We start from the raw sequence: 13,897 nt of genomic DNA on the forward strand, positions 1-13,897 counted from the left end.
TGCTCAAAATGAAGAGCTGTCGGCAGATCCAAAGGATCCTAACTAACCCTTAGACATTTTTTTAACGGGCAGAAAACGCAAGACAGCCCCTGCCGGAGTCCCGCCTTGCTAATTTTTGCAACATGGTATAAAAATGTACTCTTGATTGAAGGAAAGCGGGAAGGTCTGAGCTTCCCCCTTTTCGTCTTTCGCCAGGCCTGTCCGAGTGGTGGAATGGTAGACACTGGGGACTTAAAATCCCCTGCCGCAAGGCGTGAGGGTTCGATCCCCTCCTCGGATACCACCATGGGGTTTCTCCCCGTCTCCAAATCGTTTCAAAATCATTGATTTTTAAGTCATTCTCTCTTTTTCTTTGATTCCCGTTGTGTCAGAACAACCCTTTTTTTCCAAAAATCAGGGGACTCACGCGGGGATTTTCCTGGGGACTCAATCCTCAGGTGCCGCGGCTTTCCCAGCCGGTTCTTCTGTTTAGTCCCGCCTGTATGCCTGCATGCAGCACCCCGCGATCGGGCAGGCTGATTCCGCCAGGCTTCAGCCCTCTCGTCATCTAAAGCACAGCCCGGGACTGCGCCAGGCAGGCCGAACCACTTCAGCGCGTCCGCGCCGGGCTTTTGCCATTTGAAATCCGGGAATAGTCCGCCAGGACAGAGTTTTTGGGAGAAACTGTCCGCCCGCTCATGACAGGCAGCCTGAATCCCGGCGCGCGCTGCCGGCGCTCCGCCGATCTGAGAAAAAAGAAAAAGGAAATCAAGGATAAGAAGTGATGGTGGTGCGGGAAGTCGGACTTGAACCGACACGCCCTCAACGGGCACGGAGACCTAAACCCCGGGCGTCTACCAATTTCGCCATTCCCGCGCGTAGACCGCCCATTGTACTCAATCTTTAATGGAAAGGGAGCGCAGGCGGAGCACCCCGCTCCCTTTTATCGGCGGAAAAATCAGGCTTTTTCGCCGGAATGGCCGCAGCAGCCCTTCTCGTCGTGGTGATGTCCGCCGCAGCAGCATTCGCCCTCTTCGCCCTCACCGTGGTGATGATGACCGCAGCCGCACTCCCCGTCCTCGTCGCGGTGGTGCCCGCCGCAGCAGCATTCGCCCTCTTCGCCCTCGCCGTGGTGATGATGACCGCAGCCGCACTCCCCGTCCTCGTCGTGGTGGTGCCCGCCGCAGCAGCATTCGCCCTCTTCGCCCTCGCCGTGGTGATGATGACCGCAGCCGCACTCCCCGTCCTCGTCGTGGTGGTGCCCGCCGCAGCAGCATTCGTCCTCATCGCCGTCGTGGTGGTGATGGTGACCGCAGCCGCACTCCTCGTCTTCATCGTGGTGATGTCCGCAGCAGCAGCCGTCGTGGTGATGATGACCGCAGCAGGGGATGACCGGCGTGAACGGCTCGGTCACCTCGGCGCAGGCCAAGCCGATCTGCTTGAGGGCGGCGCCAAGCGCCTCATCGGCCGCGACTCCGAAGCCGTCCTCGGTCTGCATCACGCGGAAGCCCCTCATCATGAGGGCGGCTGCGGCCTGCTCGAGCATCGTGTGATCGCCCGTTACGTGATAAACCGCTTCCGGCGCCGCGTCGACCGCGTACATCGCGCCTTTTTCGTCCATGAAGATGTCGCCCACTTCGAGTACGCGCATGTCCGGGGCCATCACTTTGTAGGATTCGCCTGCGGCTTCAAACTCCGCGGGAAGATCGAGGCGCTGCGAGAACGTGAGCGGGATCTTTTTCATGCGGGCGAGAAGCACGGGAGCGGGCGCGGAGCCCGGCGGGAGGAGACGGTTCAGAGTAATCATTTCAGAATCCGAAGTGAGCAGATGGAAAAATAACGCAGTCTTCTAATCTTAAAGGCTTACGACATGCCCTGCACGGCGCTGATCGCCTCCGAGAGCTGCTCGACGGCCGTCACCTCGAGCCCTTCGATCGGAGCGCGGGGGCGGTTGGCCCTCGGGATGATGGCGCGCGAAAATCCGAGCTTGGCCGCCTCGCGCAGCCTGTCCTGGCCCCGCGGAGCCGGGCGGATCTCGCCGGCGAGCCCCACCTCGCCGAAGACGACAAGCCCGCGCGGCAGCGGCTTGTTGCGGATGGAGGAAAGAATCGCAAGCAGCACCGCCAGATCGGCCGCGGACTCGGAGACCTTCATGCCTCCAACCGCGTTGATGAAGACGTCCTGGTCAAAGCAGCTCAGGCCCGCATGCCGGTGCAGCACCGCAAGCAGCATCGACAGGCGCTGGCCGTCGAGCCCCACGGAGAGGCGCCGCGGCGCGGGCGAATGCGTTTCGTCCACAAGCGCCTGCACCTCGACCAGCAGCGGCCTCGTGCCCTCCTGGGTGACGAGAACCACGGAGCCCGGCACGTTGTCGCGGTGCTCGGAGAGGAAAATCGCGGACGGGTTGGAGACGCCCCTGAGGCCCTTGTCGGTCATGCCGAAGACGCCCAGCTCGTTCACCGCACCGAAGCGGTTCTTGAAGGCCCGGATCATGCGGAAATTCGAATGGGTGTCGCCCTCGAAGTAAAGGACGGTGTCCACAATGTGCTCGAGGATGCGCGGGCCGGCAAGCGACCCTTCCTTGGTGACGTGCCCGACGAAAAAGAGGGTGGTGCCTGAGGTCTTCGCAAGCCTGGTGAGCCGCGCGGCGCATTCGCGCACCTGGGCGACCGAGCCGGGGGCGGACTCGAGCTCGTCGGAAAAAATCGTCTGGATGGAGTCGATCACCACGAAGTCCGGTTTTTCCGCAACGATGACCCGCTCGATGGTTTCAAGCTCGATTTCGCTCATGAGCCTGATGCCCTCGGGAGGAAGCTCGAGGCGCTGGGCGCGCATGGCCACCTGTCCCGCGCTCTCCTCGCCCGAGACGTAAAGGGTCTTCAGCCCCTGGGCGACAAGCTTTGCGGTCACCTGCAGCAGCAGCGTCGACTTGCCGATTCCGGGGTCTCCGCCGATCAGGGTGACGGCGCCCTGCACCAGCCCGCCGCCAAGCACGCGGTCGAACTCGCGCAGCCCGGTGGGAATCCTCGGCAGGTTCTCCGCCTTCACGTCGGCGAGGTTTTTCACCTCCGTCGCCTCGATGATGGAGCGGCTCTTGTGGCGGGCCGAGCCGAACCTCGCCCCCGAGCCCTGCTCCACCTTGTATTCGGACAGCGTATTCCAGGCCTTGCAGGACGGGCACTGCCCCATCCATTTCGGGAAGCTCTCCCCACACTGACTGCAGACGTAGACGGTCTTGGTTTTCAAAGGCGCTCCTTGCTTGGTTTACCGCGCCCTCGCGGCGCGGGCAGCCTATTGTGCACCCGCGGCGGCTCCCGCGCGTGCCCCTTTTAAAAGGAAAAAGCACCCTGGGGCGAACCCTCGGCGCCGAAAAACCGGGCGTACTCCTCCCCGGTAAGAGCCGCGGCGCGCCTGCGGCTCCTCTTTGCCGCGGGACGCGGCTTGGCCGCGGCGCGCGGCTTTGAGGCCCTCGGCGGCCCAAAGAGCCCCTCGTCGGGCTCGGCCGTGAAGTCGGAGGCCATCAGGCGGAAGAATTCCCTTTCCAGTCTTTCTTTCTCTCTGGCTTTCATGATCATGCTCCTTTCTGCTGTTCAGGAACATCATCTCCCAGACCGGAGCGAGCGGGCGGGAATTAAATCTCTAATATATAAAAACTTATAAAAAACAAAATGTCTATAAAAAAGGGACGGAGTGGAAAATCCGTCCCTTCATCCCTTCCGGCAAAGGCTGCCGTCAGCCGACCGTGCGCACCGGCACCCGCGGCATCACCGAGCAGATGAGCTCGTAGCCGATCGTGCCCGCGCAGGCCGCCACCTTGTTCACCGGGTTGTGCTTGCCCCAGAGCTCCACCCAGTCGCCTTCGCCCGCCTCGGGGATGTCCGTGAGGTCGATTTCCATCATGTCCATCGAGACGGCGCCGGTGGTCGGGGCAATGCGGCCGGCCACATAGACCGGAGAGCCGTTGGGCATCGCGCGCGGATAGCCGTCGGCGTAGCCGCAGGCGATGACGCCGATCCTCGAGGGCCTGCGGGCGATCCACTTGGAGCCGTAGCCCACGGCCTCGCCGGGCTCGAGGTGCTGGATGGCGATCAGCTTCGCGCGCAGGGTCTGCGCCGGGATGATGCCGAGCTCTTCGCTCGTGAGGGTGCTGTCAGGGCTCACGCCGTACAGGGCAATGCCGGCCCGCACCGCGTCGCCCTTCACTTCCGGGTGGAAAAGAATGCCGGTGGTCGCCGCGAGGCACACGCCCTTTTCCGTTCTGGCCAGGTCGCCCAGGCGCTGCATCTGCCTAGCCACGGTCGCGGGGCCGTCGGCCGTGTACGAGCGCTCGCCGTTCGCGAAATGCGTCACGATGCCCTTGTATTCCACGCAGGGGATCTTCTGCAGGCGCTCTTTCATCGCGGGAATCTCGGCGGGCCTGAAGCCGAGGCGGTTCATGCCGGTGTTCACCTTGAGGTGGCAGGCGATGTGCCGGATGTGCGACTGCTCGAGCAGCTCGATCAGGCGCAGGTCGCGCACCACGACCTCCGCATTCGCCTTTTCGAGGACCGGGAGGTCCTCCGCGTCGAAAAAGCCCTCGATCATGAGGATGCGCTTCTTCCAGCCGAGCTCGCGCGCCTTCACCGCGTCCTCGATGTCGAGGATGGCAATCCCATCGGCGTCCTCGAAGGCCTTGATGCAGTTGGCAAGGCCGTGGCCGTATCCGTTGGCCTTGCAGACGGCCCAAAGCGTACGGCCGGCGGCCGCCTCCCGCATCTTCGCCTCATTGTGGCGCAGCGCGTTCATATCAATCACGAGCTCAATTGGACGGGGCATTTCAGTTCCTTTTTTGTAACAGCGCAGTGGTCTTTCCTCGCGCCGCCCGCGCTTTCTTCGCACCACTCTACCACCACGGCCTCCGGGCGGGGGCAGGAGACCAGCCCCTCCTGCCGATGCCCGCGCCGCGGCATCCCCGCAGTTACACCTGTTACTTAAATTCGTTTATTTCTTTATTTCAAACGTCCCGAGGCTTTACAATTTTCCAGAAAATTCTCGCGGCCCCACGCCGGCGGGTGCTTATAAAAAAGAGACTCCTGAGAGGAAAAGAATTGAATCGCGGCTTTTACACGATTATGGCGGCGCAGTTTTTTTCAAGCCTGGCCGACAACGCCCTGCTTATCGCCGCCATCGCTCTTCTGACCGAAATATCCGCCCCGGACTGGATGACGCCCCTGCTGAGGCTGTGCTTCACCATCAGCTATATCGTCTTTGCGGCCTATGTCGGCATTTTCGCCGACTCCATGCCGAAGGGGCGGGTGATGTTCCTCACCAACAACGTAAAGATGCTGGGCTGCCTGCTCATGCTTTTCGGCGGCCACCCGCTGCTCGCCTACGCGATCGTGGGCCTGGGGGCGGCTGCGTACTCGCCCGCGAAGTACGGCATCCTCACTGAAATGCTGCCGCCCTCGAAGCTCGTCGTGGCCAACGGCTGGATCGAAGGCCTCACGGTGATCGCCATCATCCTGGGCGTGGTGCTGGGCGGCGCGCTCATCCTACCCTCGGTCACCGGGCCGCTCTCGGCGCTGCCCGCGCTCCGGGCGATCGGGATCGACACAACAGCGCGCGCCGCGATCTTCATCATCTTCTTCATCTTCGGCCTGTCCGCGCTCATCAACCTGTTCATTCCGGACACCGGGGCGCGCTACCCGAAGAGCTCCTTCGAGCCGGTGAAGACCTTCTGCGGCTTCATGCGCTCCTGCCTCGTGCTCTGGAAGGACAAGCTCGGGCAGACCTCGCTTTGCGTGACTTCGATGTTCTGGGGGGCGGGCGCCGTGCTGCAGTTCCTCGTGCTCGCCTGGGCGGACACCAATTTCGGCCTGTCGCTTTCGCAGGCCACCGTGCTACAGGCGACCGTTTCGATCGGCATTGCGATCGGCGCAATGAGCGCCGCGCGCTTCATCCCCATCAAGAAATCCCTGTCCGTGCTGCCCATGGGCGTGGTGATGGGCGTGATCGTGATCCTCGCGGCCTTCTTCAAGCGCAGCATGCTGCCCTATGACATTTCTCTTCCCGGCGGCATCACGATCGGCGCCTCCATCATCGCGGCGGGCTTGATCATGATCGCCGTGGGGGCGCTCGCCGGCTTCTTCGTGGTCCCGATGAACGCGCTGCTGCAAAACCGCGGCTACGTCCTCATGAGCGCCGGCCGCTCGATCGCGGTCCAGAACTTCAACGAGAACAGCTCCATGCTGATCATGCTGGGCGTCTACTCGCTCATGATCAAGGGCGGGCTTTCGACCAGCTCCATCATGGCGATCTTCGGCGCTTTCGTCGCGCTCGGGATGGTGCTCGTCATCCGCACCCACCGGCAAAACGCCCTGATGCACGACCTCTCCGGACAGATCGGAGAGGAAAAGAAGTTCTGAAAAAAGCGCCCGCGGAGAACTTCCTTTTCAAGCCGCGCGGGCCCGGGGGCTGAGAGCGCCGCGCTCCCAGTCGAGGACGTTCTGCGCGGCGGCTCTCGCCATCAGCAGGCGGGTCTCCCCGGTGAAGGTGGAGGTGTGCGGCGTAAGAACCGCGTTTTCGCACTCCCGCAGCGGCGAGTCCGTGCAGGGCTCGCTGTCGTAGACATCGATCCCCGCGCCCCCGAGGTGGCCGCTTTTAAGTGCCGCAGCAAGGGCCCGGGCGTCGGCCACCGGTCCGCGCGCGATGTTGATGAAAACGGCCCCCTGCTTCATCGCGGCGAACTCTTTCGCACCGAACATGCCTCGCGTCTCGGGAGTGAGCGGCGTGTTGACCGAAAGGTAATCGCTGCGCGCGATGACTTCTTGCAGCGGCGCGTAGCTCGCCCCGTAGGCCTCGTCCCAGCGGGGGTCCGGATGGCGGCAGAAATAGAGGATCTTCATCCCGAAAGGCTTCGCGCGAAGCGCGATCTCGCGCCCGATCCCGCCGAACCCCACGAGGCCCAGCGTGGAGCCCTTCGCGCCTCTCGAGAGCACCTTTTTCCAGATGCCGCCGTGCATCATCGAGCTCTGCAGGTCGAGTCTGCGGGCGAAAAAGAGAATGTAGGCCATGACCTGCTCGGCCACGGCCCCCTCGACCGAACCCACGCCCCGGCAGACCGTGATCCCGAGCTCCCGGCAGGCCTCCAGGTCGATGGAGTCGCAGCCCACGCCGCAGCGCGAAATGAGCCTGAGCTCCGGCAGCGCCGAGAGCACCCGGCGGCTGTAGGACTCCCGACCCGCTATCACCGAGCGCGCTCCCTGCAGCGCCCCGATGAGTTCGTCCCCGGGACTGTTCGGCTGAAACCTGCCGCTCAGGTTCTGCACCTCGTAGCCCGCCTGCGCGAGCTCCGAGAGCAGCTGCGGATCCGCCTTCGCGAAGCCGCCTGCCGTAATGACCAGCTTTTTCATAAGTGAAAACCTTCCTGTGCCCGGTCAGCCCGGGGTTCAGAAGGCATTATGCCGCCGCGAGGAGCCGCTTGGCGGCAAGCAGGTCGTGCCAGAACTTCTCTTTTTCGGTCAGGCTTCGCAGCAGGTACGAGGGATGGTAGGTCACGATCGCGGGCACGCGCCTGCCGCCGATCTCCACCTCGTGGACCACGCCGCGCAGCCTCGCGATCGACAGGTCCGTGCCAAGCACCGTGCTCGCCGCGGGGCGGCCCATGAGAACGAGCGCCTTCGGGGCGAGAAGCTCGAGCTGGCGGTCGAGGAAGTGCCGGCACAGCGTCACCTCTCCGGGCAGGGGGTCGCGGTTGTGCGGCGGGCGGCACTTGAGCACGTTCACGATCGCGGCGTCGCGCCCCCGCTCGATCCCCACCGCCTCGAGCGCATTGGTGAGAAGCTGCCCGCTTTTGCCTACGAAGGGCTTTCCCTGCATGTCCTCTTCCGCGCCGGGGGCCTCGCCCACCATGACAAGCGGGCAGCCCGGGGCTCCGTCGGCAAAGACCGTCCGGATCCGGGTCTTCGCAAGGCCGCAAGCCTCGCAGAGCGGAACCCGCCGCGCGAGCTCCTCCCAGGTGGCGGACTCGATGCCTTCGAAAATGGCAAGCGCCTTCTCGTGGGCGGAGGGGCCGGAGGCGGCCGGAGCCGGAGCGGGGGCCGCAGCCTGCCGGGCCTGCGGGGCAGCAACGGCGGCCGCCGCCGCGGGCTGCGCCCGCCCGGAAGGCTCAGGCGACCGGAAGGGAGCCGGACGCGGAGGGACTGGCGCAGGGGCGGGGGCGGAGACGGGAGCTGCGCTGGCGCGCGTTCCGGAGGGAAGCAGCGGATCCTCGGCCCCGCGCTCGATCCACTGGGGCCCGATGCCGAGAGCCTCCCAGATTCGCGACCTTTCGGCGTCAAGCGGCATCCGGCTCGCTCCTTTCCATGATAAGGGCGTCCTCGCGGCCGCCGTTGGCGCAGCTGTAGTAGCCGCGGCGCCGGCCGACCTGAACGAAACCCTCGCCCGCGTAAAGCGAGCGAGCCGCTGCGTTGCTTGGCCGCACCTCAAGGAAGATCCTTGACACGCCCCCCGCTTTCGAAAAACTGAAGAAATCCCGCAGTAGTGCGCGGCCGACGCCCCGGCGGCGCGCACGCGGCGAGACTGCGATGGTGTAGACCTCAGCCTCGTCTAGCGCCTGGCCGGTCACGCAGTAGCCGAGAAGCGCGCCGTCCGGATCCACCGCAACGCGGCAGCGGGACCGGCCGGCGAGGGCCGAGCGGTAATCGGCGAGAGTCCAGGGGGATTCAAAGGCTTCGAGCTCGATCGCCATCACGGCCGGGAGGTCTCCGGCCGTCATGTCCCGAAGGGTGAACGCCGCGCTCAAAGCTTCTCTCCGGCTGCGCGCTGCTCGATCGTGAGCGCCACGCGGTTGCGGACGTAAAGGGGGGCGGCCTGCTCGGCGGGAACGGAGCGGCCCTCCAGGAAAAGGATCCGGGCGAGCCGTGCGATGTCAAGCGCCGTCGCCCGCGGCTCGTCCTGCAGGAGACGCAGACCCGCGCCCCGGAGCGCGTCGGGGAAGGCTGCAAGGGCGCTGCCTGCCGCGAGCCCGGCCCCGAGCCGCCCGGCCAGCGGCGCGAGCTCCTCCGGATTAAAGAGCGCAGGGGGTTCGAGCTCCTTCGGAGCCTGCCCGTCCCCGCCCTTTTCGTAAACCGCGGCATAGGCCTGGTGCATCCTCGCATCGATCGCCGCGAGCACCCGGGTGCCGGGGGCTTCGCACTCCAGAACCCTGAAGGCAAGCGCCTGCAGGTTGCCGACCGCGACGACGGGCTTTTCGCGCGCCCAGGCGAGGCCCTGGGCAACGCCACAGGCGACCCGCAGACCCGTGAAGGCCCCCGGGCCGGCTCCGAAGGCGACCGCGTCGAGGCCGCCCAAGTCCTCGCCCGCTTTCTTAAGCACCGAATCCACCATAAGGAGCACTTTCTCGGAGTGCCCGCTGCCCGTGCCCTCGTCCTCGAGAACGGACTGGGACCCGCGAGCAAGCGCGACGGAGCAGAACTGTGTGGCGGTATCAAGGGCGAGAATGAGCGGGTCGGTGTTCGGCATGACGATAGGATCAAAAAAAACGGTGCGCGAAAGGAGCCGCTTCTTTAATCAAAAGCGGCGCGCAGCCTCAGCATTCGGATTTTAACGCGGCCCCGGGCCCTGCAAGGAAGCGGCGCACGGCCTCAGGGGCGCACGGCCGGACCCGGGCCAGAGGCCGGACGGTCGTGCGGGAAGAGCCCGTGGTGCTGGTACTCCATGTGCACTTCCATGATCTGGCGGCGCAGGTACCGGCGCTCCTTGGGCGAAAGCGAGTCAAACTCCGCGGGGCCGCCCGCGGGGACCACCATGCAGTCATAGCGGCGGCGGATCTGGTCGCGGCGGATCGGGCGCAGCTTGTTGCGCAGCTCCTGGCGCTCGCCCTCGGTCATGTAGGACCAGAGGCGCTTTCTCGCCTCGCGGCTCATGGCAGGCCAGATGTCGGCGCGCTCCTGCAGCGAGAGCCCCGACCACTCGGCCGCCGTACAGGAGCGGTTGCAGGCCGGAGCCTCCTGGGCAAGCGTGGCGCAGGAGGCGAGCGTAGCGGCCAGCGCGGCGATGAATAGACTCTTTTTCATGGAGCAGGCAATGGGTTTTAAGGAAGGGGACGGCAGGAAATCAGCCTGCTGCCCCGCGATTCCTATCGTATGTCAAATGCCGCCGGATGTCCCGTGAAATTCTTTTCAACCGCAATTCAATTGTTACAGCTTGTTTTATTGCAAGGCAGAAAATTTGTAACAGAGGAAAATGTAACAGAGTTCCCGCCCGTGGCTGAGGCGGGGAAAATTGCTTTAAAAGGAAACAAGAGATGCCCTCTGAGCGCAAACCCAAGATTCTGGTGGTGGACGACGACCCGAGGCTGCGCGACCTGCTGCGCCGCTATCTCGGCGAAAACGGCTTCACGGTCTTCGTGGCCGAGGACGGCCAGTCGATGAACAGGCTGTGGATGCGCGAGCGCTTCGACGCCCTCATCCTCGACCTGATGCTGCCGGGCGAGGACGGGCTGGCCATCCTCAAGCGGCTGCGTGCCGCGAAGGACAAGACCCCGGTGATCATGCTCACCGCCCGCGGCGAGGACGTGGACCGCATCGTGGGGCTCGAGCTGGGCGCCGACGACTACATTCCGAAGCCCTTCAACCCGCGCGAGCTTCTCGCCCGCATCCACGCGGTGCTGCGCCGCCAGCCCGCCGTCGAGACGCCCGGGGCCCCCGCCGGTGAAAACGAAGTGGTGAAGTTCGGCGACTTCGAGCTCGACCTCGGCACCCGCGTCCTCAGGAAAAACGGCCAGGCCGTGCCGCTCACGACCGGGGAGTTTGCCGTGATGAAGGCCTTTGCGCGCCACCCGCGCATGCCGCTGTCGCGCGACAAGCTCATGGAGATGGCCCGCGGCCGCGAGTACGAGGCCTTCGACCGCTCGCTTGACGTGCAGGTCTCGCGCCTGAGAAAGCTGATCGAGCCCGAGCCGAGCAAGCCGCGCTACCTGCAGACCGTCTGGGGCCTGGGCTACGTCTTCATCCCCGACGGCCATAACTGACCGGCCATGCGGGCGGCGCCTGCCGCCCGCCCTTAGAATCACAGGCTTATGAGCAAGGATCGGGAAGAGCTGACCTACCGGGGCTCCAGCATGTTCTGGCGCACCTTCACCATGCTGATGCTCCTCATCACGCTGTCCGTGCTGGGGGGACTGCAGACGTACTGGACCTTCAATGAGCTGCCGGTCGCCAAGGGCGTTGAAATGCAGATCGTCTCAATGACGAACCTCACGCGCTTCGCCCTGGTGTCGGCGGACCCCCTCTACCGCACCGACCTGCTCACAAGCCTCGCCTCGCTCGAGATCCGGATCCTTCCCAAGGAGCCGGGCGACCGGGTCGAGCCGCTCAAGCAGAATGCGACAGTCGAGCTGATCGAGTCGATGGTGAAGGAGGACCTGGGCGACGACACCGTGCTTGCAGGCCGCGTGAACGGCGAGCCCGGGCTGTGGGTGTCGCTGTCGATCGATGGCGACGAGTACTGGCTCATGACCCGTCAGAACATCTTCGACAAGCCCTCAGGCTCGAACTGGCTGTGGTGGGCGCTGATCGCCTTCCTGCTCTCCACGATCGGCGCGACGATGCTCACGCGCCACATCGTCGAGCCGCTCGCCAACCTCACGCGCGCCGCCCAGGCGCTGGGCCACGGCAAAGTTCCCGACAAGCTCCCGGACGCGGGCCCCAAGGAGATTCGCGAGGTGAACCGCGCCTTCAATACGATGGTGCTCGACCTCGCGCGCATGGAAGAGGACCGCGAGCTACTGCTCGCGGGCGTGAGCCACGACCTGCGCACCCCAATCACGAGGCTGCGGCTCGAGGTCGAGCTCGCCTCGCTGCCCGAGGACTCGAGAAACGCCATGGTGCAGGACCTCGAGCAGATGGAGAACATCGTCAACCAGTTCCTCGCCTATGCGAGGCGCTCGAACACGCCGCTCGAGCTCACGAACCTGGGCGAGACCGTCGCCTCGGCGATCGCCACTTCCCGGATGGACGAGGACCCGAAAGTCTCGCTCGACTGCGTGATCCGCAAGGACGTCTTCATCATGGCCCACCCGGTCGAGATCGGCCGCATCGTACAGAACCTGCTCGTCAATGCGAGCCGCTACGGGCGCTGCGAGGACGGCAGACTCGAGGTTTTCGTGAACGTCGGAATACAAAACGGGCAGGCGCTGCTGTCGATCTGCGACCACGGCAGGGGGCTGCCCGAGTCCGAGATGGAGCGCGTGCTGCGGCCCTTCGAGCGCGGCGAGAAGGCCCGCACGGGCTCGACGGGCTCGGGTCTCGGGCTCGCGATCGTCGACCGGATCGCGAAGCGCTCGGGCGGCGCGGTGAAGCTCTCGAAGAACAACCCGAGCGGGCTCGCGGTCGAAATCCGCTTCCCCGTCGCAGAGCCCCCGAAGAAGACCCGCCGCAAGGACGATAAAAAGAAGGAGTCCCAGGAGCCCGCCGCCGGGGGGAAGGACAAGCCCTGACCCGGCTCTCCTCCGGGCGCAAGGCCTCTTTTGAGGCGGGGCCCTGAGCCCCGCCGCGCCTCAGGCTTTTTTGAGCAGCACGGCGGCCGAGGCCTCGATCGCCAGCCCCTCGCCCACCGCGTCCTGGCCTTCCTTGGTCTTCGCCTTCACGTTCACGAGCGCCTCGGGAACACCCAGCGCCGCGGCCACGCTCGCGCGGATCGCGCTCTTCCAGGGCGTGAGCCTCGGGCGCTCGGCGGTCACCGTGGCATCCAGATTCACGACCTCCCAGCCGGCCCCCCGCACGCGCTCCATCGCGCGGGCGAGCAGCTCGCGGCTGTCCGCGTCCTTCCAGCGCGCCTCCGCGGGCGAAAACATCTCCCCGATGTCGCCCAGTCCCGCGGCCCCGAGCACCGCGTCGGTCACCGCGTGCAGCAGCGCGTCGGCGTCCGAGTGCCCCGCGAGCCCTTTTTCAAAGGGGATCTCAACCCCGCCCAGGATCAGCCTGCGGCCCGCTTCAAGCCTGTGGATGTCCCAGCCCTGTCCCACTCGCAAATCCATCTTCTCCTCTCCTTCGCGGGCGATGAGCCTCGCGATCCGCGCGTCGCCGGGCAGCGTCACCTTGAAATTGCAGAGGCTGCCGGACACGACGCGCACCTCGCCGCCCGAGCGCTCGATCGCCGAAGACTCATCGGTCACGCCCGAAAGGTCTCCTGAGAGCGCGGCCGCGAGCTCCCCGGCCCGGAACACCTGCGGCGTGGCGGCCCGGAAGAGCTCACTGCGGTCGAGCGTCTCCAGCACCCGCCCCGAGCGGTCAACGCGCTTGACGGTGTCGGTCATGGGAAGGGCGAGAATCGCCCCGCTGCCGCCCCCCGAGCGCGCCGCAGCCAGCAGCCGCTCGAGGTCTTCGCGCGGCACGAAGGGCCGCGCCGCGTCGTGCACCATCACCCAGTCGTCAGGCCGCGCCGCGGGACGCGCCTCCCGCAGCAACCACTCGAGCCCCCCGCGGACCGTCTCCGCGCGGCTCGCGCCGCCCCTTCTCACCACCCGGGCGGAGGCGGGCAGCCTGAGGCCGCCGATCCAAGGATCGTCCGGGGAGACCACCACGGCGATGCACGAGAGCTCCTTCAGGGCCGACAGTGCCTCGAGCGTCGCCTCGAGCATCGTGCGCCCCGCGAGATCCATGTACTGCTTGGGCCGTCCGAGCCCCATGCGGGAGCCGACCCCGGCCGCAGGAACAAGGGCGAAAACTCTGGGGGACGCCCCCTCGGCTGGTTTGGTCTGCCTCATCGGCCCTCCGCTTTGAAAAAGTGGTCTTCCTCGGAAAGAAACGCTGGGCCGGACCCGCTGCGGGCCCGGCCGCGCTACTGAATATAATCGGAATGGCGGCGGCCTGGAAAGCGGGCCGCCCTCTTTCTTCCGGCAGGAGCCGCCTTCCCCGGCCAAGGGGCGCAGGGCGGC

13 protein-coding genes and 2 tRNA genes are annotated in these 13,897 nt (G+C 65.6%); 4 read left to right on the forward strand and 11 right to left on the reverse strand.

Features of this window, described 5'->3' with window-relative positions:
* Positions 1 to 199: 199 nt before the first annotated feature.
* Positions 200 to 283: transfer RNA gene (locus tag MAF45_RS05170), tRNA-Leu, on the forward strand.
* 484 nt (positions 284 to 767) lie between these two features.
* Here the strand turns inward: MAF45_RS05170 and MAF45_RS05175 are convergent.
* From MAF45_RS05175 to alr, 5 genes are all read right to left on the reverse strand, one after another.
* Positions 768 to 855 (reverse strand) — tRNA-Leu (locus MAF45_RS05175).
* Between the two features lie 82 nt (positions 856 to 937).
* Positions 938 to 1,786: an urease accessory protein UreE gene (locus MAF45_RS05180; RefSeq protein WP_237978490.1), complete on the reverse strand. Its 849-nt coding sequence runs from the start codon at positions 1,784 to 1,786 to the stop codon at positions 938 to 940.
* 56 nt (positions 1,787 to 1,842) lie between these two features.
* Positions 1,843 to 3,168: a DNA repair protein RadA gene (radA, locus tag MAF45_RS05185; protein WP_237978553.1), complete on the reverse strand. Its 1,326-nt coding sequence runs from the start codon at positions 3,166 to 3,168 to the stop codon at positions 1,843 to 1,845.
* 140 nt (positions 3,169 to 3,308) lie between these two features.
* Positions 3,309 to 3,548 carry a hypothetical protein gene (locus MAF45_RS05190; RefSeq protein WP_237978491.1) on the reverse strand — a complete coding sequence of 80 codons (240 nt, stop codon included), beginning with the start codon at positions 3,546 to 3,548 and terminating at the stop codon, positions 3,309 to 3,311.
* Between the two features lie 163 nt (positions 3,549 to 3,711).
* Positions 3,712 to 4,794: an alanine racemase gene (alr, locus tag MAF45_RS05195; protein ID WP_237978492.1), complete on the reverse strand. Its 1,083-nt coding sequence runs from the start codon at positions 4,792 to 4,794 to the stop codon at positions 3,712 to 3,714.
* A 272-nt stretch (positions 4,795 to 5,066) separates the two neighbouring features.
* Here alr and lplT point away from each other — a divergent pair, with 272 nt between their 5' ends.
* Positions 5,067 to 6,383: a lysophospholipid transporter LplT gene (gene lplT, locus MAF45_RS05200; protein ID WP_237978493.1), complete on the forward strand. Its 1,317-nt coding sequence runs from the start codon at positions 5,067 to 5,069 to the stop codon at positions 6,381 to 6,383.
* A 27-nt stretch (positions 6,384 to 6,410) separates the two neighbouring features.
* On the opposite strand, the gene MAF45_RS05205 is transcribed toward lplT, so the two are convergent.
* From MAF45_RS05205 to MAF45_RS05225, 5 genes are all read right to left on the reverse strand, one after another.
* Positions 6,411 to 7,370 carry a phosphoglycerate dehydrogenase gene (locus tag MAF45_RS05205; protein ID WP_237978494.1) on the reverse strand — a complete coding sequence of 320 codons (960 nt, stop codon included), beginning with the start codon at positions 7,368 to 7,370 and terminating at the stop codon, positions 6,411 to 6,413.
* A gap of 46 nt (positions 7,371 to 7,416) precedes the next feature.
* A complete protein-coding gene (locus MAF45_RS05210) occupies positions 7,417 to 8,304 on the reverse strand; it encodes a uracil-DNA glycosylase (RefSeq protein ID WP_237978495.1) in 888 nt (295 codons plus the stop codon).
* Entirely contained in the window at positions 8,294 to 8,761 is a 468-nt protein-coding gene (gene rimI, locus MAF45_RS05215) for a ribosomal protein S18-alanine N-acetyltransferase (protein WP_237978496.1), read from the reverse strand. The genes MAF45_RS05210 and rimI overlap by 11 nt, the downstream gene beginning before the upstream one ends.
* Positions 8,758 to 9,480, reverse strand: coding sequence for a tRNA (adenosine(37)-N6)-threonylcarbamoyltransferase complex dimerization subunit type 1 TsaB (gene tsaB, locus MAF45_RS05220; RefSeq protein ID WP_237978497.1), 723 nt, complete (start codon positions 9,478 to 9,480; stop codon positions 8,758 to 8,760). The genes rimI and tsaB overlap by 4 nt, the downstream gene beginning before the upstream one ends.
* Before the next feature lie 122 nt (positions 9,481 to 9,602).
* Positions 9,603 to 10,034, reverse strand: a complete 432-nt coding sequence (locus MAF45_RS05225) for a DUF3106 domain-containing protein (protein ID WP_237978498.1) — start codon at positions 10,032 to 10,034, stop codon at positions 9,603 to 9,605.
* 230 nt (positions 10,035 to 10,264) lie between these two features.
* Between MAF45_RS05225 and ompR the strand changes: the two genes are divergently transcribed.
* Positions 10,265 to 10,990, forward strand: coding sequence for an osmolarity response regulator transcription factor OmpR (ompR, locus tag MAF45_RS05230; RefSeq protein WP_237978499.1), 726 nt, complete (start codon positions 10,265 to 10,267; stop codon positions 10,988 to 10,990).
* A gap of 48 nt (positions 10,991 to 11,038) precedes the next feature.
* The gene (locus MAF45_RS05235) at positions 11,039 to 12,457 is read left to right on the forward strand and encodes an ATP-binding protein (protein WP_237978500.1); all 1,419 of its coding nucleotides are present in this window, start codon (positions 11,039 to 11,041) and stop codon (positions 12,455 to 12,457) included.
* A gap of 60 nt (positions 12,458 to 12,517) precedes the next feature.
* Here MAF45_RS05235 and ispD read toward each other — a convergent pair whose 3' ends face one another.
* Positions 12,518 to 13,726 (reverse strand): 2-C-methyl-D-erythritol 4-phosphate cytidylyltransferase, encoded by a 1,209-nt coding sequence (gene ispD, locus MAF45_RS05240; RefSeq protein WP_237978501.1) that lies wholly within the window; start codon positions 13,724 to 13,726, stop codon positions 12,518 to 12,520.
* Positions 13,727 to 13,897: the final 171 nt, after the last annotated feature.

Source organism: Mesosutterella porci, from assembly GCF_022134585.1.
Classification (GTDB): Bacteria; Pseudomonadota; Gammaproteobacteria; order Burkholderiales; family Burkholderiaceae_F; genus Mesosutterella; species Mesosutterella porci.

Coding starts and splice junctions, on each gene's coding strand:
- MAF45_RS05180 (WP_237978490.1), bottom strand. CDS start 1,786: ATGATTACTCTGAACCGTCTCCTCCCGCCGGGCTCCGCGCCCGCTCCC.
- radA (WP_237978553.1), bottom strand. CDS start 3,168: ATGGGGCAGTGCCCGTCCTGCAAGGCCTGGAATACGCTGTCCGAATAC.
- MAF45_RS05235 (WP_237978500.1), top strand. CDS start 11,039: ATGAGCAAGGATCGGGAAGAGCTGACCTACCGGGGCTCCAGCATGTTC.
- ispD (WP_237978501.1), bottom strand. CDS start 13,726: ATGAGGCAGACCAAACCAGCCGAGGGGGCGTCCCCCAGAGTTTTCGCC.
- tsaB (WP_237978497.1), bottom strand. CDS start 9,480: ATGCCGAACACCGACCCGCTCATTCTCGCCCTTGATACCGCCACACAG.
- alr (WP_237978492.1), bottom strand. CDS start 4,794: ATGCCCCGTCCAATTGAGCTCGTGATTGATATGAACGCGCTGCGCCAC.
- ompR (WP_237978499.1), top strand. CDS start 10,265: ATGCCCTCTGAGCGCAAACCCAAGATTCTGGTGGTGGACGACGACCCG.
- MAF45_RS05190 (WP_237978491.1), bottom strand. CDS start 3,548: ATGAAAGCCAGAGAGAAAGAAAGACTGGAAAGGGAATTCTTCCGCCTG.
- MAF45_RS05205 (WP_237978494.1), bottom strand. CDS start 7,370: ATGAAAAAGCTGGTCATTACGGCAGGCGGCTTCGCGAAGGCGGATCCG.
- MAF45_RS05225 (WP_237978498.1), bottom strand. CDS start 10,034: ATGAAAAAGAGTCTATTCATCGCCGCGCTGGCCGCTACGCTCGCCTCC.
- MAF45_RS05210 (WP_237978495.1), bottom strand. CDS start 8,304: ATGCCGCTTGACGCCGAAAGGTCGCGAATCTGGGAGGCTCTCGGCATC.